The sequence below is a fragment of the Ruegeria sp. CI5 genome (assembly GCF_056536885.1).
In genome coordinates this window covers 331,686-353,504 of sequence record NZ_JBQFQN010000001.1, presented here as the reverse complement: position 1 = coordinate 353,504, position 21,819 = coordinate 331,686, and the positions used below count along the sequence as shown (strand labels likewise).

Here is a 21,819-nt window from a genome sequence, read left to right as displayed (position 1 = left end):
AGCCTATCGCAGCGTGGCCGGTTTGTGAACGCCTCAGTCCGACTTCTGCGCCGTCCGGCGATCCGCCATGAAGCTGCGCAGCCGTTCCAGGCCCTGCTCGATGTCTTCGGTCGACCGGGCGTAGGAAAAGCGCAGGGTCGTGTGGCCGCGCACCGGGTCGAAATCAAGCCCCGGCGTTACGGCGACGCCGGCCTTGTCCAGGATCTCGGCGGCAAAGGCGCGGCTGTCCTCGGTCAGGTCCGAGACATCGGCATAGACATAGAACGCCCCGTCGGGTGGCGCGATGTTGGTGAACCCGGCCTCGGGCAGGCCCTTCAGCATCAGGTCGCGGTTGCGGCGATAGACGGCGAGGTTGCCCTGCAGTTCGTCCTCGCAATCCATCGCGGCCAGCGCGGCGACCTGGCTGGCATGGGGCGCGCAGATGAACATGTTCTGGGCGATGCGCTCGACCACGCGCACCTGATCTTCGGGCACCACCATCCAGCCGACGCGCCAGCCGGTCATCGAGAAATACTTGGAAAACGAGTTGATGACATAACACTCGTCGGTCAGTTCCAGCGCGGTGACCGCCTTGGCCTCGTATTCCAGCCCGTGATAGATCTCGTCGCTGATGAACGAGGCCCCCTGCCCCCGCGCGGCCTCGATCAGCGCGCCCATGGCGGCGTGGTCCAGCATGGTTCCGGTCGGGTTCGCGGGCGAGGCCACCATCAGCCCCTGCAGGTCGAGCCCGGCAAAATCCTGAGGCACCGGTTGCAGGCGGTTTGCCGGTGCGGTCGGCAGATCGACCGGCATCAGACCCAGCGCCCGCAGAATCTGCCGATAGGACGGATAGCCCGGCGCGCCGATTCCCACCCGGTCTCCGCTGTCGAACAGCGCGGTGAAGGCCAGCAGGAATCCGCCCGAGGATCCGGGCGTGATGACCACCCGTTCGGGGTTCAGGTCGACGTCGTACCACTCGCCATACATCCGGGCGATGCGTTGCCGCAGCGCCGGCAGACCCAGCGCGACGGTATAGCCCAGCGGGCCTTGCCGCATCGCGTTGGCCAGCGCCTCCAGCGCGCCTTGGGGCGCGCCGGTTCCGGGTTGGCCGACCTCCATGTGGATGATGTGGCGCCTGGCCTCTTCAGCGCGGCGCGCGGCCTCCATCACGTCCATCACGATGAAGGGATCAACGCCCGACCGGGTTGAGTTTCGCATGCCCATCTCCCATGTTGCGACCATGGCTTTTGAACGCGGATCCCGGCTGGCGTCAATCCCGGCAATTCTGCTGGCGGTGGCGCTGTGGATGGCGTCGACCGCGCAAAGCCACGCGCAAAGCCTGATCCGCGACCCCGATATAGAACACGGGCTGCGCGAACTTGCCTTTCCGATCTTGCGCGCCGCCGGCTTGAACACCAACCGCGTGCGGGTGATGGTCGTCAAGGACGGCACGTTCAACGCGTTCGTCATCGACTACAACACGATCTACCTGAACCACGGACTGATCCTGACGGTCGACAGCCCCGAGATGCTGCAGGCCGTGATCGCGCATGAGGCGGCCCATATCGCCAACGGGCACCTCGCCCGCCGGGCCGAGAACCTTCGGGCGGCTCAACGCGCGGCCGGTTTCGGTACCGCGCTGGCTCTGATTGCCGCCGCTGCGGGCGGCGGAGAGGCCGCCGCGGGCATTGCCGCCGGCACCCAAGGGGCCGCAATCCGCAGTTTTCTGGGCCACACGCGGGCCGAAGAATCCTCGGCGGATCGCAGCGCCGCCAGCTACCTGCGTTGGGCCGAGATTTCTCCCATCGGCATGGTCGAACTGCACCGCAAGTTCGCCGGCCAGGAATTGCTGAGCGAGATCAATCAGGATCCCTATATGCGCTCGCACCCGACCAGCCGTGAACGCCTGCGCGCCGCCGAGGAATTTCTGTACCAATTCGGGGATCGGGCGAAATCTAACCCCAATGCCGACTACTGGTTTGCGCGGGTCAAGGGCAAGCTGTCCGCGTTTCTGCGCTCTCCCGACTGGACCCTGCGGCGGGCCAAGGAAGAAACGGCGCAGGATATTCGCCTGATGCGCGAGGCCGCCGCCCATCATCAGAACCGAAACCTTTCGGCTGCGCGGGCAGCCATCGATGGTGCGCTGGCAATCCGCACTGACGATCCGTTCTATCACGAACTGAAGGGGCAGATCCTTTTGGAGAACCTTCGGGTCTCGGAGGCGGTCACGGCCTATGCCAAGGCGTCCGAGCTGGCTCCGACCGATGCATTGATCATGGCAGGCTACGGGCGCGCCCTGCTTGCTGACGGACAGACGAAAAAGGCCCTGCAGGTGTTGGAAAGCGCACGCGCCCGCGACTACCGGAACGGCCGCCTGATGCAGGATCTGGGAATGGCCTATTCAAAGGTCGGCAACAACGGTATGGCATCCGCCGTCACTGCCGAGCGCTTCGCTCTTGAGGGGCGTCTGCTGGATGCCGGAATTCACGCAAGACGAGCCATTGGTCAGTTGCCCGAAGGCTCGACGGGTTGGCAACGGGCACAGGATGTGCTGATTGCCGCAGAACAAGCTGAGAAATCGAAAAGGAACCGGAAATGATCCTCAGACACGCAGCACCTGCCCTTCTGGGGCTTTCCCTGATTACCGGTCCGGCCAATGCGCTGGATCTGTCCTCGATGACCGAATCCGAAAGAGCAGAGTTCGGCGCGCAAGTGCGGGAATACCTTCTGGAAAATCCCGAAGTCATTCTCGAGGCGATCAACATCCTTGAGCAACGCAACGCCGCAGCCGAAGCACAGGCCGACCAGCAATTGATCGCTGAAAACGCCGACGAGCTGTTCAATGACGGCTATAGCTGGGTCGGTGGCAACCCGGACGGCGACATCACCCTCGTCGAGTTCATGGATTACCGTTGCGGATACTGTCGCCGCGCGGTTCCCGAAGTGGACGCGCTGCTGGCCGAGGATGGCAACATCCGCCTGATCATCAAGGAATTCCCAATTCTGGGCGATGCGTCGGTTCTTTCGTCCCGCTTTGCCATCGCCACCAAGCAGGTCGCCGGGGATGACGCTTACAAGCAAGTCCATGACGCCCTGCTGGAATTCACGGGCGAGCCTTCGGAAGTGACGCTGCGCCGCATCTCGGACGGGCTGGGACTGGACAGTGACGCCATCCTTGCGGCGATGGACAGCGACGAAGTGACCGAAGAAATCGCCAAGACGCGGGCACTGGCGCAGCGCATGCGGATTTCGGGCACCCCATCTTTTGTTCTGGGCACCGAGATGCTGCGGGGCTTCCTGCCCGCAGATCAGATGAAACAGATCGCTGACGGTGTACGGGCTGAACGCGGCTGAAGCAGCTGGGGCGGCCTGATCGCCGCCCCGTTGAAACGACGCCCTACTCGTATGGATACGGGGCGTCGCATTTCATCGAAACGACCCATGTTGGAGTTCCAGTTTTTCTGAATTGGGTCGCGGGCACGGATTTGCCACGAATTCCCGATGGAATGACGTCACGCCCCTGCCGTTTGCTTTCAGCCAGAATTGCCTGCAGGTCCTGGGGATTGTCGTACTTGCGAATACCGGTGTTTTCAGAAATTGGGCCGGTTGGGCAGTAGGTCGCCCTAGCGATCTGTTTTGCCAAATCATAGGCCGCCTGGGCATCCTGACCGGTTTTGAACGATACCGCGACCCGAGACGCCAGCTGCGGGTCGACATTAATGATCGGGGTCAAACGGCCCCGCGGTTTGCCGGTCCCGCCCGGGCTGAGCCGGACGTCTGCGCGCGTTGTCACTCCGTCATTTCCGAAACCGGACACATGCACCGACATATACCCAAGTTGCGTCCCCGGTGCAGACTGCGGAACTGGAACACTGAAGAAACCGGGGCGTTTGTCCGACCCGGTAGAGGGGCTGCTGCACGCAGAAAGAAGGACGACGGCAAGGGCCGTCACGAAAGGCATTGGTTTCAAAGAATCGAACTCCGGTCCATGTCAGTTGATATCGCGATTGATACCGAGAAAATGGTCCTAAAAATGGCTTATGAAGAATTAGTTCTGGATCGAAGTTAAAGTACTACTCCGCCGCTTCTGCAGCAGCGTCCAGTTCGGCGGCTTTCTTTTCCACCTGTTCAACGATGTGGTCGATCATCTGTTCGTTCGACATCTTGTGGCTGGCCTTGCCCGCCAGGTAAACCATGCCCGAGCCCGCGCCCCCGCCGGTAAAGCCGACATCGGTCATCAGCGCCTCGCCGGGGCCGTTCACGACGCAGCCGATGATCGACAGGCTCATGGGCGTCTTGATGTGTTCCAGCCGCCGTTCCAGCGTCTCGACCGTCTTGATCACGTCGAACCCCTGCCGCGCGCAGGACGGGCACGAGATGATGTTCACGCCCCGATGGCGCAGGCCCAGAGATTTCAGGATCTCGAACCCGACCTTCACCTCTTCGACCGGATCGGCGGACAGGCTGACGCGGATCGTGTCGCCGATCCCCATCCACAGCAGGTTGCCCAGCCCGATGGCCGATTTGATCGTGCCGCTGACCAGCCCGCCGGCCTCGGTGATGCCCAAATGGATCGGAGCGTCGGTGGCCTCGGCGATGCCCTGATAGGCGGCGGCCGACAGGAACACGTCGCTGGCCTTCACGCTGATCTTGAATTCGTGGAAATCGTTGTCCTGCAGGATGCGGATATGCTCCAACCCGCTTTCCACCATCGCTTCGGGGCACGGCTCGCCGTATTTCTCCAGCAGGTGCTTTTCCAGGCTGCCTGCGTTCACGCCGATGCGGATCGAGCAATTGTGGTCGCGCGCGGCCTTGATGACCTCTTTCACCCGCGCCTCGTCACCGATATTGCCCGGATTGATGCGCAGGCAGGCGGCACCGGCCTCGGCGGCCTCGATCCCGCGGCGATAGTGGAAATGGATATCCGCCACGATCGGCACCGGGCTTTCGCGCACGATCTCCTTCAACGCTTTCGACGACGCCTCGTCCGGGACCGAAACGCGCACGATATCGGCCCCCGCCTCTGCCGCAGCTTGTACCTGCGCCACGGTCGCGGCGACATCGGTCGTCAGCGTGTTGGTCATGGTCTGAACGGCAATCGGCGCGTCGCCACCTACCGGGACATTGCCAACCATGATCTGGCGGGATTTGCGGCGATAGATGTCGCGCCAAGGGCGCACATGGTTCAGAGACATGAAAACGGATCCGCGTCAGCCTGGGGTCTGGCCTTTAGATAGTCCGGGGGCAAGCTCGCCGCAATGGCAAGATCACTCTGCCGGCGCCTCGGCGGATTGTGTCTGAAGCTCAGCCACCAGCTGTTTGAGCGCAATGTTTTGCTCAGCCTCAAGATCCGCCACGGCATAAGTCTCGGCCACAGCGTCCTTGGACAGAACCACACCCTTGGCGACGGTTCCCGGTGCACCAGCCGGCCCATAGAGCTCGCCGTTCATCGAGAAATACACGTTGCCCGACGCACCGGCCCGCAGTTGCGGCGGCTCTTCCGTCAGGGGAACCTCAAAGCTCTTGCCGTTTTCGACGGTTCCCAACGTGCCTTCGAAGATCACGCTGCCATCCGCTGCGGTGACCCGCATCCAGGCCGGTTCGACCGCGACGATTTTCAGCGACGTGTCGACCTTTTCAACCACCTGTGGAAGGGTCGCGGCAGTTCTTTCGACGGTATGAATTTCAGCCAGCGCGATTTCCGGGACTTCCGGCGGACGGAACGTGCCTACGGTCCGAGGATCGAGTGTGGAAATCGGGGCATCCCGCGCAACCATCACCGGTACATCCAGTGCTTGGGGGCGGTAGAGACGGTCCAGCGCTTCGGGGTTGGGAATTTCAGCGGCCGCAACCTCGGTCGTTCCGGACTCGGTCCGGATGGCCGACAGCGGGTCAAGATCGGACAGCACGACCGGGGCCTGTTCGACGGGCGAGACCTGAACCTGCTGGATCTTGTTCAGAACCGACCAGCCACCGTACCCGATCCCGGCAATCAGCGCGAGGAGGACAAGCGACGAGCCTACGGCGCGCGGCTCGATCTGGCTGAACACGGACTCGCGGCCGGGAACGTAGGGCGTGTTCGGCGAAATGAACGGATCGCGCCCCATCGGGCCACGGTTCGGAAGGTCCCCGACCGATTTTTTGACCACGGATGCCTGTGCGGACATTCCATGTGCCACTTCGAACCCGCTTTCCTTGCAGAATGCGGCAAAAGTGTCGTCGGGGTTCATACCCAGATAACGGGCGTAAGAACGCACATACCCGGCTATGAAGCCGGGTGTGTCGAATGCGTCGGGATCGGCATTCTCGATGGCAGCGATGTAGTTGGCCTTGATCCGCAGTTCGCGCTGTACGTCGAGAAGAGACTTGCCCATCGTCGCGCGCTCACCGCGCATGACGTCGCCAAGCCGTACTTCGTAGTCGTCGAAGCCCTTGGGCCTGACGTCCACGTCTTCTTCGGAATTGCGCTGTGTCCTGCGCCCAATCATTCCTGCTGCCCCATTCTGCCCATCGCGTGTTTCACGCTAACGGCGAATCGTCCCCATAACGATTCGTCCGCTACTTTTGTTAGCGTAAGCTTAACACGCGGCAAACAAGTTGCACATGTCGGCGTTAGGTTAACCAGCAAGTTCGGCGCGATTTAGCGCACAATGTGACCAAAGTTCGTCCATGGCCTGAACCAAGCGGTTCATTTCGTTGGGTCCATGGACCGGCGAAGGCGTAAAGCGCAGACGCTCCGTCCCCCGCGGAACGGTCGGGAAATTGATCGGCTGCACGTAGATCCCGTAGTCGTCCAGCAGCATGTCGCTGAGCTTTTTGGTGTGCACCGGGTTGCCCACGATCACCGGAACGATGTGGCTGCCGTGATCGATCAGCGGCAAGCCTAGACCCTTCAGTCGCAGCTTGAGGATCTTGGCTTGGGTCTGATGCTGCTCACGCAGTTCGGGCGCTGTCTTGAGATACGCCACCGAGGCCGCAGCACCGGCCGCGACCGATGGTGGCAGCGAGGTGGTGAAGATGAAGCCCGGCGCATATGAACGGACCGCATCGCACATCTTCGCGCTTGCTGCGATATACCCACCCATCACGCCGTAGGCTTTGGCCAAAGTGCCATTGATGATGTCGATCCGATGCGCCAGGCGGTCCCTCTCGGTCACACCGCCGCCGCGCGGGCCGTACATGCCAACCGCGTGCACTTCGTCGATATAGGTCAACGCGCCAAATTCGTCGGCCAGGTCGCAGATCTGTTCGATCGGACCGAAGTCGCCATCCATCGAGTAGACCGACTCGAACGCGATGAGCTTCGGCGCCGCCGGATCGTCGGCTTGCAGCAACTCGCGCAGGTGCTCAACGTCATTGTGACGGAAGATCCGCTTGGCCCCGCCATTGCGGCGCACGCCTTCGATCATCGACGCGTGGTTCAGTTCGTCGGAATAGATGATCAGCCCGGGAAACAGCTTGGGCAGCGTGCTGAGCGTGGCGTCGTTGGCGATATAGGCGCTGGTGAACAGCAAGGCCGCTTCCTTGCCGTGCAGATCGGCCAGCTCGGCCTCGAGCCGCTTGTGGTAGACGGTCGTACCCGAGATGTTGCGCGTCCCGCCAGAGCCCGCTCCGGCTGCGTCGATCGCCTCGTGCATCGCCTCCAGCACGACGGGGTGCTGCCCCATGCCAAGGTAGTCGTTGCCGCACCAGACGGTGATGTTCTGCTGTGACCCGTCCGGACGCGTACGCACGGCATGGGGAAAATGTCCGTTGCGGCGTTCGATGTCGATGAAGGTCCGGTAACGGCCTTCGTCGTGCAGCCTGGCAATCGCTGAGTCGAGCTGAGCAGTGTAGTCCAAAGGACCCTCCTTCGTGACCCCGCCGCAGGGTGATTGCACGGCAAGGCTGTGTTCCGATGCGTATCATAACCGATTTTTCGACCGCATCCGCGCCTATTTTCAGGTTTCCTGCCTAACGCCCAGACAGGGGTCGCAACTTTGATTTGCATCAATTATCGCCTTGAACCCGCAGCGACAAGTAAAGTTGAGACCATAAGGCGCGAGGAAACGACGCAGGTTAAGTGCCGTTTCGCGCAGAATGCTTCCGATCAGACGCGCGTTTTCCCGCCGCTACGGGCTGGACGGCGCTGCCAGCGCTGTTAGGGTCCGCCGCAATATCTCATCCATTCAGGAGTACACCCATGTCGCTTGACGCCACTCTGAGCAAAATCGACTCTGACCTCTCAGCCTCCATCGAGCGGCTGATGGAGTTTCTGCGAATCCCGTCGATTTCCACCGATCCGGCCTTCAAGAAAGACGTGGACAAGGCGGCCGACTGGTTGGTCGACGACCTTAAAAGCATAGGGATCGATGCGAAAAAGCACCCGACCCCGGGCCACCCGATGGTCGTGGGCCATGTCGGCGACGACGCGGACGCCCCGCACGTGTTGTTCTACGGCCATTATGATGTGCAGCCCGTTGATCCCTTGGACCTGTGGAACCGTGACCCGTTCGACCCGGCGCTGGAAGAGACAGAACACGGTCAGGTCATCCGCGGACGGGGCTCTTCGGATGACAAGGGCCAGTTGATGACATTTGTCGAAGCTTGCCGCGCCTGGAAGGCGGTCAACGGCAAGCTGCCTTGCCGCATCACATTTTTCTTCGAAGGCGAAGAGGAATCCGGTTCACCTTCGCTGGTCCCATTTCTCGAGGCCAACAAGGAAGAGTTGAAGGCCGATCTGGCGCTGGTCTGCGACACCTCGATGGTCTCACGCGGTGTGCCCTCGATCGCATCGCAACTGCGCGGCATGCTCAAGGACGAATTCACCATCATCGGTCCGCGCATCGACCTGCATTCCGGCCACTACGGCGGCCCCGGCTTGAACCCGCTGCGGGAAATCTCGCGGATCGTTGCCTCGTTCTACGATGAGGAAACCGGACGGGTCGCTGTGGAAGGTTTCTACGAAGGGGTCCACGAAGTCTCCGCCGAGCAGCTGCGCCAGTGGGAGAACTGTGGTTTCGACGAGGCCGAATACCTCAACTCGGTAGGCTACACGCGACCTCATGGTGAGAAAGGGTACTCGACCCTGGAACAGCAGTGGGCGCGCCCGACGCTGGAGATCAACGGGCTGTGGGGCGGCTACAATGGCGCCGGTTCGAAAACGGTGATCCCCAGCCAGGCGCACTGCAAGATCACCTGTCGCCTAGTCGGTGAAATGGACCCGGACAAACTGCGCGACAAGATCCGGAAGCATGTTGAAGACCGGCTCTCGCCTGACGCCAAAGTCGTCTGGGACAATGATCTCGAAGGCTCCCCCGCATCCGTGATGAACCTGGATCGCCCGGAATTCGAAGCGGCACGCGCCGCACTGTCCGACGAATGGGGGCGCGAAGCCGTTTTCACCGGCATGGGAGGATCGATCCCGGTGGTGGGATATTTCAATACGGTCCTGGGCCTCGATTCAATGTTGGTCGGCTATGCCAACGACGATGACGCAATCCATTCGCCCAATGAAAAATACGACGTGAAGAGCTTTCACAAAGGGATCCGCTCGTGGGCCCGAATTCTGGACGCTCTGAGCCGATAGCCGCGAAAATCGCAAGGCGCTGCCTTGCGCTCCGGGATACTCCGAGCCGGGTGAAGCGCGGATGCGAACTTCATCCGGCCGGCGGTATCCCGGCGTGTCGCGGGCAACGCGGCCGGGGGCACCGCCCCCTTAAGCCGCAGCCCGCAGACAGACCGTATTACATGTGGATCACGCGCCCGTAGGCGTCCAAAACCGATTCATGCATCATTTCCGACAAGGTCGGGTGCGGGAAGACTGTATTCATCAGGTCTTCTTCGGTGGTCTCCAACTGGCGACCGACGACATAGCCCTGAATCAGTTCGGTCACTTCCGCACCAACCATATGGGCGCCCAGCAACTCGCCGGTTTTCGCGTCGAATACGGTTTTGATCATGCCTTCCGGCTCGCCCAATGCAATTGCCTTGCCATTGCCGATGAACGGGAAGCGGCCAACTTTCACATCAAAGCCAAGCTCCTTTGCCTTCGCCTCGGTATAGCCAACCGACGCGACCTGAGGATGACAATAGGTACATCCCGCGATGCTTTCCGGCTTTACGGGATGGGCATGTTTGCCAGCGATGAGTTCTGCGACCATCACGCCTTCGTGGCTGGCCTTGTGCGCAAGCCAAGGCGCTCCGGCGATGTCGCCGATGGCATAGAGGCCATCTACCCCAGTCCGGCAATATGCATCCGTCACCACATGGGTGCGGTCAATTTTGACGCCCAGCGCCTCAAGCCCGAGGTTCTCGACATTTCCGACGATCCCAACGGCAGAGATGACAGTATCGAAATCGTGCTTTTCGACCTTGCCGCCGGTTTCGATATGAGCCGTCACCTTGCCTTTGCCGCGATCCAGCTGCTTGACCATGGATTTCTCCATGATCTTCATGCCCTGTTTGACAAACGATTTCTTGGCGAACGCGCTGATCTCGGCATCTTCGACCGGCAAGACCCGATCCATCACTTCGACCACGGTCGTGTCTGCGCCCAACGTATTGTAGAAGCTGGCAAACTCGATCCCGATCGCTCCGGACCCGATAACAAGCAGCTTTTTCGGCATCCGGGCCGGTTGCAGCGCATGTTTGTAGGTCCAGACCAGATCGCCATCTGCTTCCAGGCCCGGCAACTCGCGCGCACGGGCACCGGTGGCCAAGATGATGTTCTTCGCCGTCAGCTCCTCGGTGCCCTTGTCGGTCTTGACCGTCACTTTGCCTTTCGACGGGATTGTCGCCTCGCCCATCACGACGGTGACTTTGTTCTTCTTCAGCAGATGACCGACGCCGCTGGTCAGTTGCTTGGCAACCCCGCGCGAGCGTTTGACGACCGCGTCCAGATCGTAACCGATCTTGTCGGCACTCAAACCGAAATCCTTTGCGCGCTCCATCAGGTGGAACACTTCGGCCGACCGCAGCAAGGCCTTGGTCGGGATACAGCCCCAGTTCAGGCAGATGCCGCCCAGATGCTCGCGCTCGACCACGGCGGTCTTGAGGCCCAGTTGGGCCGCACGAATGGCAGCCACATAGCCGCCGGGGCCCGCACCGATTACGATCAGATCAAAGGATTGTGCAGCCATGTTTACCTCTCGGCGCAGGTCGATTGAAAACTAGTTTACCGTTAAACTATTTTTTTGAACGCATCAATATGCTGCCCCGCGACACATGTGACGCAGGGTCATCAGAATAAGAGCGCGCGCTATTCAGCCTATACCCCGCGTCCCTCGAAGGCTAGAAAAGACCTGCAACCATGTTCGAATTTCGGATCTACAGATTTTAGGGAACAATCATGGCCAAGACTCTCAAAGATTTGTTGCTTGCCCTTTTGAACGCCACACTGATCCTTGTGGCTCTGTGTCTGTTCCTTGGTTGGAAGCTGGCGCGAAGCGTCGAGAATATTCAGGACAACTTCAGAGAAAGCCTGCAAATCGTTCAGCCGCTGCGTGAACAGGCGCAGGGCGTCCGAGAGGATCTTGCAAGTCTGCGCGCTGATCTGTCCGGTATTCGCATCCTGGGAGATGATGAGCCGGAGTTGAAGCAGAAGCTTCAGCAGGCGCTGGTGCGATTGGACGAGGTTCAGGCCAAGCTGGAAACCACGCAGGCTCGCCTCAACGAACTGGTCGAAAACCCTCAGCTACTGATTGATTACGCAATCACCACGGCCGTCGATGCCACAACGGCCAGGCTGATCGAATTGCGCGGATGTGGGAAGGCGGCCTAACCCGCCGCCTGCAACTCACGCACCGTTGTGCCGTATCCGCCGCCGCTGACATATGCGGCTTCGGGTGCCGTCGTCTCACGGGCAAGCGCCGCGTTGCGGTACGGGAAACGCCCGAATTTCCGGATCACCTCACGATGGGCGCGGGCATGCAGCAGATTGCTTGCACCATGTTCCGGCATGCGCTGGCACATCAGGCGCACACAGCGCTCCTGATCGCACAGGTTCTCTGAATGCATCATCGGCAGGTAGAAGAACTGTCGGGCGGGCTCGTCGATCTTCAGATCCCATTCCTTGTCGACGGCACATTTCGCTGCTGCCAGTGCCGCCTTGTCGGATGAGAAGGCTTTGCCGCTGCCTCGGAACATGTTGCGCGGAAACTGGTCCATGAGGATGATGTAGGCCAGCGATCCGCTGGGATATGTCAACCACAGAGAGAACTTTCCCTCGCACGCGGCTTGCCATGTCTCAAGGAAGCGGTCCCGTATCTGCGCATCCAGCGCTTCATCTTCGCGGTACCACCCCTCGGGGCCTACTTCATCCAACCAGAAACTCAGTACTTCTTCAGGACCAACCATTGCCCTTGACTCCGTCTGTTCCCCCCCGAGGGACGTAACGTCATATAAGTCGGTTTTACAGACTTGTTACAGTAACATATTGCAACATTGACGACATAAATCCGGCGGTCAGGCAGGTTGGTGTTCTTCCTCTTCGTCCTGCGCGGCTTCGATCGCGACTTCTTGCGCAACTTCCAGTGCGACCGGCGATGCCGTCGGGTACAGCGGCGACATGGTGCCAGTCTCGTCCACGGGCACCGAGGCCCGCTGGGTCATCCGGTAGACCGCATAGACCGCCATGGCAAACAGTAGTGCGGCAATGAACAGGAAGAAGCCGGACGGCCCGAACACGGCATCCCCCATCAACCAACCGGTGATCAGCGGGCCGGCAATTGCGCCAAGCCCGTTGATGAAAATCAGCCCGCCGGACGCGGCCGCCATATCTTCGTGCTCGAGGTAGTCGTTGGTGTATGCGATCAGCAAGGAATACAGTGGATTGGACATGCCACCGATGACAAAGGCCGCAGCCAGCAAAACCGGGAAGTCGACCCCGAAAACCATGCCCACCGCCGCACTGATGCCGCCCACGACCGACACCAGCAGGATCAACAGGCGCCGGTCCATACGATCCGAAAACCAGCCCAACGGATACTGCAGAACCAACGCGCCGATGTAGAATGACGCCACGAAGGTTGAAATCTCGACCAGTGTCAGCCCGGCCCGCGCGCCGTAAACCGCGGCCATGCCGAACTGAGCCGAGAAGATGCCACCCAACAGGAACATGCCAACACAGCCCAAGGGCGACGTGTCCATCAACTGCCTGAGCGTCATCGGCTTGGTCGTATCAAACGCCGGCGTCGGTGAAATCGACAACAGGATCGGAGCAAAGGAAACGGAAACCAGGATCGAGGCAATCACAAAGGTTTCGTACCCGGCCGGGTCACCGACAAGCATCAGTGCCTGCGCGCTGACAATACCGATCATCTGGACGATCATGTAAAGCGACAAAGCCTGGCCACGGTTTTCGTTGCTCGCGGCGTTGTTCAGCCAGCTTTCGGCGGTCACGTACACGCCGGAAAAGCAGAACCCGATCACAACACGGCCCAGCGACCACGCGATTGGATCGGTCAGCATCGGATAGCTGATCATCACGGCAGAGATGAAGGACGCCAGCGCCGCGAAGACCCGCACGTGCCCGACCCGCCGTATCATCTCGGGTGCAAGACGGGATCCGCCCAGAAAGCCCACGAAATACGCGGACATGACAAATGACATCTGCAGGGTCGAAAACCCTTCGATCTCGCCCCGGACACCCAACAGGGTGCCCTGCAGGCCGTTGCCGATCATCAGCAGACCCATTCCGAGTAGAAGCGCCCACGCGCTGGCAAGTACCTGAAGCATGTTTGCACTCCAAATCCGCTGAACAATGGCTTTCGTTAAAGGATCAAACGATGTCCCGGTCGCGCTTGTCTACGACATTCACCAGATTCGATCCCGCGATCCCGCCCTCTAAGGGATCAAAAGCGACGCGTCACCATAGGAAAAGAAGCGATAGCCACTTTTGATCGCATGATCATAGACCCGCAGCATCCTGTCCCGTCCAATCAGCGCCGAAACCAGCATCAGAAGCGTCGATTTCGGCAGATGGAAATTGGTCATCAGCGCGTCGGTGACCTGAAACTGGAAGCCGGGGTAGATGAAGATGTCGGTCTCCCCCTCCCAAGGCTGGATCGATCCATCGCGCGCGGCACTTTCGATCAGTCGCAAGGCGGTGGTGCCAACCGGGATGACGCGGCCACCCGAGGCTTTGGTCGCCTGAATCTCGGCTGCGGCCTGCGGGCTGACCTGTCCCCATTCGGCGTGCATCTTGTGGGTCGTCACATCCTCGACCTTGACCGGCAGGAACGTTCCGGCCCCGACGTGCAGGGTAACATGGGTGAACTCGACACCTCGATCCGCAAGGGCCTGCAACAATGGCTCGTCAAAGTGCAGAGAGGCGGTCGGTGCCGCCACAGCCCCGGCCTGCCGTGCCCAAACGGTCTGGTAATCGGTCTTGTCACGCTCGTCCGCCGGCCGTTTGGCCGCGATGTAGGGGGGCAAAGGCATTGCTCCGGCCTGCTCGAGCGCCCGGTCGAAATCATCGCCCTTCAGATTGAAGCGCAAATGGGCCTGGCCGTCGGCGACCCCTTCCAGAACCGCGCTGAGGTCGTCGGAGAACACGATCTCTTCGCCCACCCGGATCTTCTTGAGCGGTTTCAGCAATGCGCCCCAGGTGCCGTCGGCGCGGGGCTCCAGCAAGGTGGCCTCGATCGCGGCCGAGACCGGACCCTGGGCGCTGTCACGGTGACGCCGGCCGCTCAGCCGGGCCGGGATGACGCGCGTGTCGTTCAGCACCAGCCGATCACCGGGGCGAAGCCAGTCGGGTAGGTTGAACACCCGATCATCCGAGATCGCGTCACCCTGTGCCACCAGCAGGCGCGCCGAAGACCGCGGGCTGGCGGGCCGCGTGGCAATCAGGTCATCCGGCAGGTCGAAATCGAAATCACTCAGCTTCATGGCCGCGCCATACATCGCCCGAACAGATTCGGCCACACTCTGCGTCAGCGGTCCTCGCCCCGGCTTCCCACCGACGGGCTGGGTCCGTCCGGTGCGACAGGCGTTGCGTTGGGGCCGTCGGAAACTGTTGGGGCAGGTTCTCGTAGCAAGTTGCGCAGAAACAGTGGCGCCAGACCGGACAGCGGGTTCACGGACACTTGCGGGGCCGAGATCGGGCCCACCAGCGTATAGTTGAACGCGAAAACGCCCTCGCCCTTCTTGGTCAGGACGCTGCCAATCGCGTTCACCATATAGATCGGAGAGATCGCGCCGCGAAGGTTCAGGAACTTTCGTTCGGTATCCACCGTCCCGTCGAAGGACAGCCCCATCGACGGTCCAACCGCACTGCCGCTGAGAATCTTGACCTCGGTCGGCGTGATCCGCATCTCGCTGTCGATTGATGAGAAGTAGATCCCCTGCCCGGCCATCTCGGTCAGTAGACCGACCAGACTGATGGCATTCAGCAACGCCGCCATGGCCGGAGCATCCTGGATCCGCGTGTCCGTGATTTTCAGGGTCAGATCGTAGTTGCCCGGGCCAGCCACCGGATTCAACCGGAGTTGCAGCTTTCCTCCTCTGGCCTGGGTCAACAAACCGGCAGACCGCAGTACCGCACCGGCGTCCACGGATTGCAGGCTGACCGCACTGCGCGATCCGCTGGGCACAACCTGCCCCTGGACCGGGGCGCCTCCGTTGACCTGAGCGGAAAATCCACCCTTCAACCCTCCGGTCGTTTCGAAATTGCCCTTCAAACCGGTCAGGGCCACTTCCTCGGTCACCTGCAGCCGGTCCAGCGCCACGTCAAGGTTCGGACCTCGACCCGATGACGCGCCGCCGCCGCTGCCGCTGCCGAACGTCGCTTTGCCCAGGTTGAGAACGCCGCCCAAAACGCGGATATCCGGCGCCGCGGCACCACGGCCGATCAACTCGGCCGGAACAGCCAACCAATCGCCCAGTTCAAAAGAACTGAACTGAACCCGATCCAAAGCGCCATTTGCGATCGAGATCGAGGCCACCGCGCGCAATCCGGCGGCATCAATCCGCAGGCTGTCCACTCGCAGTTGATCGCCCAGCGTCGCCTCGGTGGCCAACGTCCCGGCAGTGGCTGCGGATTTTTGCCACCCCAGTTCGGGAATTGCCATTCCGACGCCGACCAGATCAGAGGTCGCGGTCAGCTTTGTCGGCTCTCCCCCTCCAATTCCAAGACTGATCTCAGCCACGCCTTGCCCGGTCAGCATACCGGACGGCAATCCGGCCTTCAGTTCATCCATCAACCGCGGGGACAGTTCGATCTGCCCACTGAGTGTGCTGCGTTGTGCTGTCTTGCCGCCGATCGGTTGTCGCCAAGTCGCCTGTATCGGCACCTCACCGAACAGACCGTCTCCGTCTATGGCCACCTGGGTCTGATCCCCGCTCAGGCGCAGTTTGGCGGCGCTGATGCGGAAGCCCGGAACCAGTTTTTCCGTATCCAGATCAATCAATTCTCCCAGAAAGTGAAATTGCGTGTCCTCGAATTTCAACCCCTTGATCAAGGGCAGAGACAGAGTGCCGCCCAGTCGCACGCTGCCCGAAGCCAGATCAACCGGAAGGTTTGCCTTGGTCAGCAATTGCAGCGGCGCCCGGTCAAGCAACGACAAGGCCGAGGTCACACTGCCACTGGCCTGAACACGCACAATGCCCGGTGTATTCTTTTTGATGTCTGTATCCGGGATGATGAACGACGTCCCAGAGGCATCAACCGCGCCACCGTCATCGGCGATCACCACGCCCTTGCGGGCGGTCACCGTGAATCGACGGCCAATCAGCGTGGCCTGCCCACGCCCGCCTTGGATCGGCGGCAAGGTCTTGGCAAACCGAACCAGCGCATCATCGAAATCGAAATCAAGATACAGTTCGGGCTTGGAATCTCCGGGCCGCAGCCTCAGAACGAAGTCCATGTCCGACAGATTGCCTTCGTACAGGTTCTCGGTAACCCATTTGCGCGGCTTCGGAGCCAATCGGGGCGGCCAGTAATGCAGCAGCTTGTCCGATGCCATGTGCCCCAGCCGCGCGTTCAGATCCACGCTCCACCCCTCCGGCAGGCCCACAAGCTCGCCCGAAGCGCGCAACAGGTCTTCGCCATCCTCGACCACGACCTGCCCCAGCTGCAGCCGGAAGGGGTTCAGGCGCACTTGAAAGTCCAGATCGGCCTGCTTGACCTCTAGCGCATCAACGAACAGGTCGGCTGGGTTCACCCGGATACCGTTCAGACGGAACTGCACCGCCATGCTTTCCAGCGCGCCGGCCTCTACACCCTTCAGATAGGCTTTGCCCTCGCCCTGTACGCTGCCCCAGCCCGACACCACGGAAACCTCGTTGAAATCCAGAACCTGCTGCGCCGGGTCATAGGTGAAATACGTGCGGGCCGAGTCGAACGGAACCGGTCGGGTCTCGGGGTTGGGCTGAACGGCCCCGGCCCCAAGGTTCAAGGTTGCAAATACCGGCCCGAGCGCGCCGGCCCCGTCGATACTGCCGCGCAATGCGCCCGAGATCGGCGTGTCCAATACCTGCAACCAGGCCAGTGCCGGGGATTGCGCCGCGACGTCGGTCGCTGGAAGATCGGTGATCGAAATCCCGAACTGCGCCTCGGGTGAGCCGAGCGTGCTGGTGTAGTTCGCTTCGATCATGCTGACATAGTCACGGCCCGCCAGCACCGAAAACCCGGTCGCCAGGCGCAGGGCGCCTTCGCTCCGCGTCGCCAGAATATGCCCGCCGTCCAGAACCCAGGACCGCCCAAGGCGCAGATCCCGATAATCCAGCGTGATGGCGTCAAGCTCGACCGAGGTCAGGGACGACAGAACCGGTGACAGGAAAACCTGATCGGACTGTTCAATCAATTCGGCCAAGGTTGGCGCATTCTGCACGGGCGCGCTGCCGGAACCGACGGTCAGCGAGAGCGATCCGTCCTCGGCTCGGGTCAATGCGATCTGCGCGCCGTTGAGAGTAATCCGCTTGGGCCGGACATGGCCGCGCAGCAGCGGACGCATCGCCAGGCTGGCCTGCATGCTCGAGACCTGAGCGATCTGGCGTCCCTCGGCGTCGCTGATCGAAACATCGCTGAGCCGCAGACGCGGGCGCCATTCCTGATTGATGATAAAGCTGACATCGCCGAACCGGATCTGCAGGCCGCCCAAAGCGTTTTCCAGACGCGTTTCGACCCGGTCGCGCAGCCATTCTGGCGCATGGATCCGATGGCCGAACACCATGACCCCGGACAGGACGGCCAGAAACACCAGCAGGAACACCCCGCGCAAGGCCCACAGCCCGGCTGTCCGCCGACGGGATCGGCGGCGCGGCGGTTTCCCGCCCTTCTCAGCCTCGTCCTGTTCGTCTTGCGCCAATTTGCCGTCCACGTCTTTCAACCTGCCCGAGCCGCCCTATGATACGCGGCATCACCTACAAATCCTGACCGGAGTTCAAAATGCCTGACGTTGCAGACATCGCCCCCGATTTCACCTTGCCCCGCGATGGCGGCGGCACGGTCACCCTGTCGGACCTGCGCGGTCGTCCCGTTGTTCTGTTCTTTTATCCCCGCGATGATACGCCGGGCTGCACCAAGGAATCCATCGGTTTCTCGGAGCAGCTTCAATCCTTTGCCGACGCCGGTGCACAGGTTTTCGGCATCTCTCGCGACAGCGTTGCCAAGCACGACAAGTTCGTCGCCAAGCACGGGCTGACCACTCCACTGCTGTCCGACGAAGGTTCGACCGTGTGCGAGGATTACGGCGTCTGGGTCGAAAAAAACATGTATGGCAAGAAGTCGATGGGGATCGAGCGCTCGACCTTCCTGATCGACGCCGACGGAAAGATCGCCCGCGTCTGGCGCAAGGTCAAAGTTCCCGGCCATGTGGATGAGGTGCTGGAGGCCGTACGCGCGCTTTGACGCTGCGAGCCATCCGGTCTAAGAGGCGGCAGTTTTCATCCAACCCGAGGATTACCGTGGCCAAAACCCTGACCCAGATGGCAACCGAGGTTCTGACCACTGCGGATGGGCGGTCCAAGACCGCCCTTTCCAAACGCTATGCCGCCGAATGGTTTGCGGCGCGCAACAGCGACGCCCCCGCGATCGATGTCGGGACAGCTACGCCACCGTTGCATCCGTCGCGTCCTGACAAGCCCGAGCTGCTGTCGCCGCGCGACGTGCCGCGCCGTCGCCCCGGTTCGGAGGCTGGACGCATCGCGCTGCTGCACGCTGTGGCCCATATCGAGTTGAATGCCGTGGACCTGCACTGGGACATCATCGCCCGGTTCGGGCATGTGCCGATGCCGGTCGGTTTCTACGACGACTGGGTAAAATGCGCCGAGGAGGAATCGCGCCATTTCGAAATGATCTGCGACTGCCTGGAAGCGATGGGCAGCCACTACGGCGACCTCCCGGCCCATGCCGGGATGTGGCGTGCGGCCGAGGACACCGCCGAAGACCTGATGGGCCGGCTGGCGGTGGTGCCGATGGTGCTCGAGGCGCGCGGCCTCGACGTGACACCGGGCATGATCGACATCTTCCGCAAGGCCAAGGCCGATCAGGCCGTGGCCGCGCTTGAAGTGATCTATGCCGAAGAAGTCGGGCATGTAGCCTATGGCTCGAAATGGTTCCACTTTCTGTGCGGCCGCGAGAATGCCGACCCCAAGGACGTGTTCCACCAACTGGTCCGGCGCTATTTTCATGGCGCGCTCAAGCCGCCCTTCAACGAGGAAAAGCGGGCCGAAGCCGGCCTGCCGCCCGATTTCTACTGGCCTTTGACCGAGGATCTGACGCCCCCGGGAGACGCGAAACGCTGACGGAATCGCGCCGCTTTCGGCAATTTTCTGCCGATGACGTGCGGGAAAACACCGTAATTGTCGACCAATCGGTTAACAAACTTGCCCAACCGGGACCGGCCCTTTAAGCAATCGGCCCAAGGGGCGGCGATCCACTCACGACCGGTCCCGACATTGGGGATGAGAGGTAAGGCGCGTGAGAACCCGTCTGGCAATCAAACTACACTCACTGCTCGAACGGCACTTCCCGGAACGCCGGGTCTTCCTGAAATCCGACAATGACACACGCTTCATCCGGCTCAGCTCGGAGACGCAGATCGTGGCAGCGCTTGGCGTTTCGATCATGGTCGGCTGGACGGCGGTCGCCACGGCGATCCTGCTGATGGACAGCATCGGGTCGGGCAACTTCCGTGAACAGGCCAAGCGCGATCAGGCGACCTATCAGGAACGGCTGAACATCCTGTCGCAGGAACGCGACGCGCGGGCCCAGGAAGCACTGGCCGCGCACGCCCGGTTCAACTCGGCGCTTCAGCAGATCTCGGCGATGCAGTCGGAACTGCTGGAATCCGAAAACCGTCGACGCGAGCTGGAAACCGGCATCGAAGTCATTCAGACCACCCTGCGGTCGACCATGAAGCAACGTGAGGAAGCCCGGGCGCAACTCGCCGAGCTTCAGGAGAAATCCGATGGCGCATCGGTTGCGATGTTCGCCTCCGCCGCTCCGGCACAGATCGAATTCATGGCCGACGCCCTGACCCGGACAGCACAGCAGCGGGACCAGATCGCAACTGATGCACAGGCGGCACTGGACCAGCGCGATGAGCTTGAGCTGGAAATCCTGCTGATGCAGGAACGCAATGACGAGATCTTCCGCCAGTTGGAAGAAGCCATGGTGATCTCGGTTGAACCGCTGGACAAGATGTTCCGCGAGGCCGGAATGCCCACCGACCGGATGCTTGACGAAGTGCGGCGCGGCTACAGCGGCATGGGCGGCCCGCTGACGCCGATTTCCTTCAGCACCCGCGGCGAAGAGCTTTCGGCAGATGAGGTGCGCGCAAATCAGCTTCTGCAGCAGATGGACCAGCTGAATCTGTATCGCATAGCGGCCGAAAAGGCCCCGTTTGCCACACCGGTCAAATCGGCGTTCCGGTTCACCAGCGGATATGGTTATCGCCGCGACCCCAAAACCGGCGGGCGCCGGATGCACAAGGGCACCGACTTTGCGGCTCCGACAGGCACGGATATCTTCGCCACCGCCGACGGTGTCGTGACCCATGCGGGCTGGCAATCCGGCTATGGCCGTCTGATCAAGATAAAGCACGCCTTCGGGGTTGAGACACTTTATGCCCATAACTCGAAGATCCGCGTGAAGGTCGGCCAAAGGGTCTCGCGCGGGGATCACATTGCTGATATGGGTAATTCCGGACGGTCGACCGGAACGCATCTGCACTACGAGGTGCGCGTGAACGGAAAACCTGTAAACCCAATGGACTTCATCAAGGCTGCGAACAATGTTTTCTAAAAGCAAAATCAACGAGCCCGCACCCAAGGCATCCGAAACGGCCAAGCCGGCAGCCCCGGCGCCTCAGGCGACCCCTGCCCCGACCGAACAGAAGGCCGCAAGCACCGCGCCCAAGCCCAAGCCGCCGGCATCGGTTCTGTCGTCGGACCTGCATATCACCGGCAACATCAAGACCACCGGTGACATCCAGGTCGAAGGAACCGTCGAAGGCGACATCCGCGCGCATCTGCTGACTATCGGCGAAACCGCGACCATCAAAGGCGAAGTGACCGCGGACGACGTGGTTGTGAACGGCCGCATCGTGGGTCGTGTACGGGGTCTGAAAGTACGTCTGACCTCGACCGCCCGGGTTGAGGGCGACATCATCCACAAGACCATCGCCATCGAAAGCGGCGCGCATTTCGAAGGCTCGGTTCAGCGTCAGGACGATCCGCTGAACCCAGGACGCAGCGGCAAAACCGGAGCCAATCCGGCGGCTGAAGTCAGCCAGTAAACCGCTCCAAGTACCGAGTTCCAAGAACGCCGCGGCCACTGTCCGCGGCGTTTTTCTATGCCCATCAGGCAACAATCCGTCCCCCTATCAAGACCGCAAAGCCCTGCACGCGCGATAC

At 61.3% G+C, this 21,819-nt stretch carries 18 protein-coding genes; 8 read left to right on the top strand and 10 right to left on the bottom strand.

Features of this window, described 5'->3' with window-relative positions; all coding sequences use genetic code 11:
• Window positions 1-33 precede the first annotated feature (33 nt).
• Window positions 34-1,197, bottom strand: a complete 1,164-nt coding sequence (locus ACR0BA_RS01775) for a pyridoxal phosphate-dependent aminotransferase (RefSeq protein WP_480726167.1) — start codon at window positions 1,195-1,197, stop codon at window positions 34-36.
• Between ACR0BA_RS01775 and ACR0BA_RS01770 the strand changes: the two genes are divergently transcribed.
• Both ACR0BA_RS01770 and ACR0BA_RS01765 read left to right on the top strand, forming a co-directional pair.
• The gene (locus ACR0BA_RS01770; protein ID WP_480726165.1) at window positions 1,196-2,578 is read left to right on the top strand and encodes a M48 family metalloprotease; all 1,383 of its coding nucleotides are present in this window, start codon (window positions 1,196-1,198) and stop codon (window positions 2,576-2,578) included. The two genes, ACR0BA_RS01775 and ACR0BA_RS01770, sit on opposite strands and share 2 nt — an antisense overlap.
• The gene (locus ACR0BA_RS01765; protein WP_093962365.1) at window positions 2,575-3,333 is read left to right on the top strand and encodes a DsbA family protein; all 759 of its coding nucleotides are present in this window, start codon (window positions 2,575-2,577) and stop codon (window positions 3,331-3,333) included. The genes ACR0BA_RS01770 and ACR0BA_RS01765 overlap by 4 nt, the downstream gene beginning before the upstream one ends.
• A 43-nt stretch (window positions 3,334-3,376) precedes the next feature.
• Here ACR0BA_RS01765 and ACR0BA_RS01760 read toward each other — a convergent pair whose 3' ends face one another.
• The 4 genes from ACR0BA_RS01760 to hemA form a co-directional block, all read right to left on the bottom strand.
• A complete protein-coding gene (locus ACR0BA_RS01760) occupies window positions 3,377-3,712 on the bottom strand; it encodes a hypothetical protein (protein ID WP_480726163.1) in 336 nt (111 codons plus the stop codon).
• Window positions 3,713-4,052: 340 nt separating this feature from the next.
• Window positions 4,053-5,174 (bottom strand): flavodoxin-dependent (E)-4-hydroxy-3-methylbut-2-enyl-diphosphate synthase, encoded by a 1,122-nt coding sequence (gene ispG, locus ACR0BA_RS01755; protein WP_475144252.1) that lies wholly within the window; start codon window positions 5,172-5,174, stop codon window positions 4,053-4,055.
• Window positions 5,175-5,246: 72 nt separating this feature from the next.
• Complete coding sequence (locus tag ACR0BA_RS01750) at window positions 5,247-6,467, bottom strand: helix-turn-helix domain-containing protein (RefSeq protein WP_480726162.1); 1,221 nt, start codon at window positions 6,465-6,467, stop codon at window positions 5,247-5,249.
• 129 nt (window positions 6,468-6,596) lie between these two features.
• Window positions 6,597-7,820 (bottom strand): 5-aminolevulinate synthase, encoded by a 1,224-nt coding sequence (gene hemA, locus ACR0BA_RS01745; RefSeq protein ID WP_170338140.1) that lies wholly within the window; start codon window positions 7,818-7,820, stop codon window positions 6,597-6,599.
• A 341-nt stretch (window positions 7,821-8,161) separates the two neighbouring features.
• On the opposite strand from hemA, the gene ACR0BA_RS01740 reads away from it, so the two are divergent.
• Complete coding sequence (locus ACR0BA_RS01740) at window positions 8,162-9,547, top strand: dipeptidase (protein ID WP_480726160.1); 1,386 nt, start codon at window positions 8,162-8,164, stop codon at window positions 9,545-9,547.
• A gap of 157 nt (window positions 9,548-9,704) precedes the next feature.
• On the opposite strand, the gene lpdA is transcribed toward ACR0BA_RS01740, so the two are convergent.
• Window positions 9,705-11,099, bottom strand: a complete 1,395-nt coding sequence (lpdA, locus tag ACR0BA_RS01735; protein WP_170338642.1) for a dihydrolipoyl dehydrogenase — start codon at window positions 11,097-11,099, stop codon at window positions 9,705-9,707.
• Between the two features lie 209 nt (window positions 11,100-11,308).
• Between lpdA and ACR0BA_RS01730 the strand changes: the two genes are divergently transcribed.
• The gene (locus ACR0BA_RS01730) at window positions 11,309-11,740 is read left to right on the top strand and encodes a hypothetical protein (protein WP_170402480.1); all 432 of its coding nucleotides are present in this window, start codon (window positions 11,309-11,311) and stop codon (window positions 11,738-11,740) included.
• On the opposite strand, the gene ACR0BA_RS01725 is transcribed toward ACR0BA_RS01730, so the two are convergent.
• The 4 genes from ACR0BA_RS01725 to ACR0BA_RS01710 all read right to left on the bottom strand — a co-directional run bounded on the left by ACR0BA_RS01725 (window position 11,737) and on the right by ACR0BA_RS01710 (window position 18,281).
• Window positions 11,737-12,315: a DUF924 family protein gene (locus ACR0BA_RS01725; protein WP_170338132.1), complete on the bottom strand. Its 579-nt coding sequence runs from the start codon at window positions 12,313-12,315 to the stop codon at window positions 11,737-11,739. The two genes, ACR0BA_RS01730 and ACR0BA_RS01725, sit on opposite strands and share 4 nt — an antisense overlap.
• A 108-nt stretch (window positions 12,316-12,423) precedes the next feature.
• Window positions 12,424-13,695 (bottom strand): MFS transporter, encoded by a 1,272-nt coding sequence (locus ACR0BA_RS01720; protein WP_170358807.1) that lies wholly within the window; start codon window positions 13,693-13,695, stop codon window positions 12,424-12,426.
• 108 nt (window positions 13,696-13,803) lie between these two features.
• The gene (gene queA / locus ACR0BA_RS01715; protein ID WP_480727441.1) at window positions 13,804-14,850 is read right to left on the bottom strand and encodes a tRNA preQ1(34) S-adenosylmethionine ribosyltransferase-isomerase QueA; all 1,047 of its coding nucleotides are present in this window, start codon (window positions 14,848-14,850) and stop codon (window positions 13,804-13,806) included.
• 44 nt (window positions 14,851-14,894) lie between these two features.
• Window positions 14,895-18,281 carry a YhdP family protein gene (locus ACR0BA_RS01710; RefSeq protein ID WP_480726158.1) on the bottom strand — a complete coding sequence of 1,129 codons (3,387 nt, stop codon included), beginning with the start codon at window positions 18,279-18,281 and terminating at the stop codon, window positions 14,895-14,897.
• A 68-nt stretch (window positions 18,282-18,349) separates the two neighbouring features.
• Here ACR0BA_RS01710 and ACR0BA_RS01705 point away from each other — a divergent pair, with 68 nt between their 5' ends.
• From ACR0BA_RS01705 to ACR0BA_RS01690, 4 genes are all read left to right on the top strand, one after another.
• Window positions 18,350-18,811, top strand: coding sequence for a peroxiredoxin (locus ACR0BA_RS01705; RefSeq protein ID WP_170338632.1), 462 nt, complete (start codon window positions 18,350-18,352; stop codon window positions 18,809-18,811).
• A gap of 77 nt (window positions 18,812-18,888) precedes the next feature.
• Window positions 18,889-19,707, top strand: a complete 819-nt coding sequence (locus ACR0BA_RS01700; protein WP_480727439.1) for a ferritin-like domain-containing protein — start codon at window positions 18,889-18,891, stop codon at window positions 19,705-19,707.
• Window positions 19,708-19,882: 175 nt separating this feature from the next.
• A complete protein-coding gene (locus ACR0BA_RS01695) occupies window positions 19,883-21,208 on the top strand; it encodes a DUF5930 domain-containing protein (protein ID WP_170358803.1) in 1,326 nt (441 codons plus the stop codon).
• Window positions 21,198-21,701 (top strand): bactofilin family protein, encoded by a 504-nt coding sequence (locus ACR0BA_RS01690; RefSeq protein WP_170338122.1) that lies wholly within the window; start codon window positions 21,198-21,200, stop codon window positions 21,699-21,701. Before ACR0BA_RS01695 ends, ACR0BA_RS01690 begins: the two co-directional genes overlap by 11 nt.
• Window positions 21,702-21,819: the final 118 nt, after the last annotated feature.

Excerpts from the sequence above, each read along its gene's own strand:
- ACR0BA_RS01770 (WP_480726165.1), top strand. The coding sequence starts at position 1,196 with ATGCCCATCTCCCATGTTGCGACCATGGCTTTTGAACGCGGATCCCGG.
- ACR0BA_RS01775 (WP_480726167.1), bottom strand. The coding sequence starts at position 1,197 with ATGCGAAACTCAACCCGGTCGGGCGTTGATCCCTTCATCGTGATGGAC.
- ACR0BA_RS01765 (WP_093962365.1), top strand. The coding sequence starts at position 2,575 with ATGATCCTCAGACACGCAGCACCTGCCCTTCTGGGGCTTTCCCTGATT.
- ispG (WP_475144252.1), bottom strand. The coding sequence starts at position 5,174 with ATGTCTCTGAACCATGTGCGCCCTTGGCGCGACATCTATCGCCGCAAA.
- ACR0BA_RS01750 (WP_480726162.1), bottom strand. The coding sequence starts at position 6,467 with ATGATTGGGCGCAGGACACAGCGCAATTCCGAAGAAGACGTGGACGTC.
- ACR0BA_RS01740 (WP_480726160.1), top strand. The coding sequence starts at position 8,162 with ATGTCGCTTGACGCCACTCTGAGCAAAATCGACTCTGACCTCTCAGCC.
- lpdA (WP_170338642.1), bottom strand. The coding sequence starts at position 11,099 with ATGGCTGCACAATCCTTTGATCTGATCGTAATCGGTGCGGGCCCCGGC.
- ACR0BA_RS01730 (WP_170402480.1), top strand. The coding sequence starts at position 11,309 with ATGGCCAAGACTCTCAAAGATTTGTTGCTTGCCCTTTTGAACGCCACA.
- ACR0BA_RS01725 (WP_170338132.1), bottom strand. The coding sequence starts at position 12,315 with ATGGTTGGTCCTGAAGAAGTACTGAGTTTCTGGTTGGATGAAGTAGGC.
- ACR0BA_RS01720 (WP_170358807.1), bottom strand. The coding sequence starts at position 13,695 with ATGCTTCAGGTACTTGCCAGCGCGTGGGCGCTTCTACTCGGAATGGGT.
- queA (WP_480727441.1), bottom strand. The coding sequence starts at position 14,850 with ATGAAGCTGAGTGATTTCGATTTCGACCTGCCGGATGACCTGATTGCC.
- ACR0BA_RS01705 (WP_170338632.1), top strand. The coding sequence starts at position 18,350 with ATGCCTGACGTTGCAGACATCGCCCCCGATTTCACCTTGCCCCGCGAT.
- ACR0BA_RS01700 (WP_480727439.1), top strand. The coding sequence starts at position 18,889 with ATGGCAACCGAGGTTCTGACCACTGCGGATGGGCGGTCCAAGACCGCC.
- ACR0BA_RS01690 (WP_170338122.1), top strand. The coding sequence starts at position 21,198 with ATGTTTTCTAAAAGCAAAATCAACGAGCCCGCACCCAAGGCATCCGAA.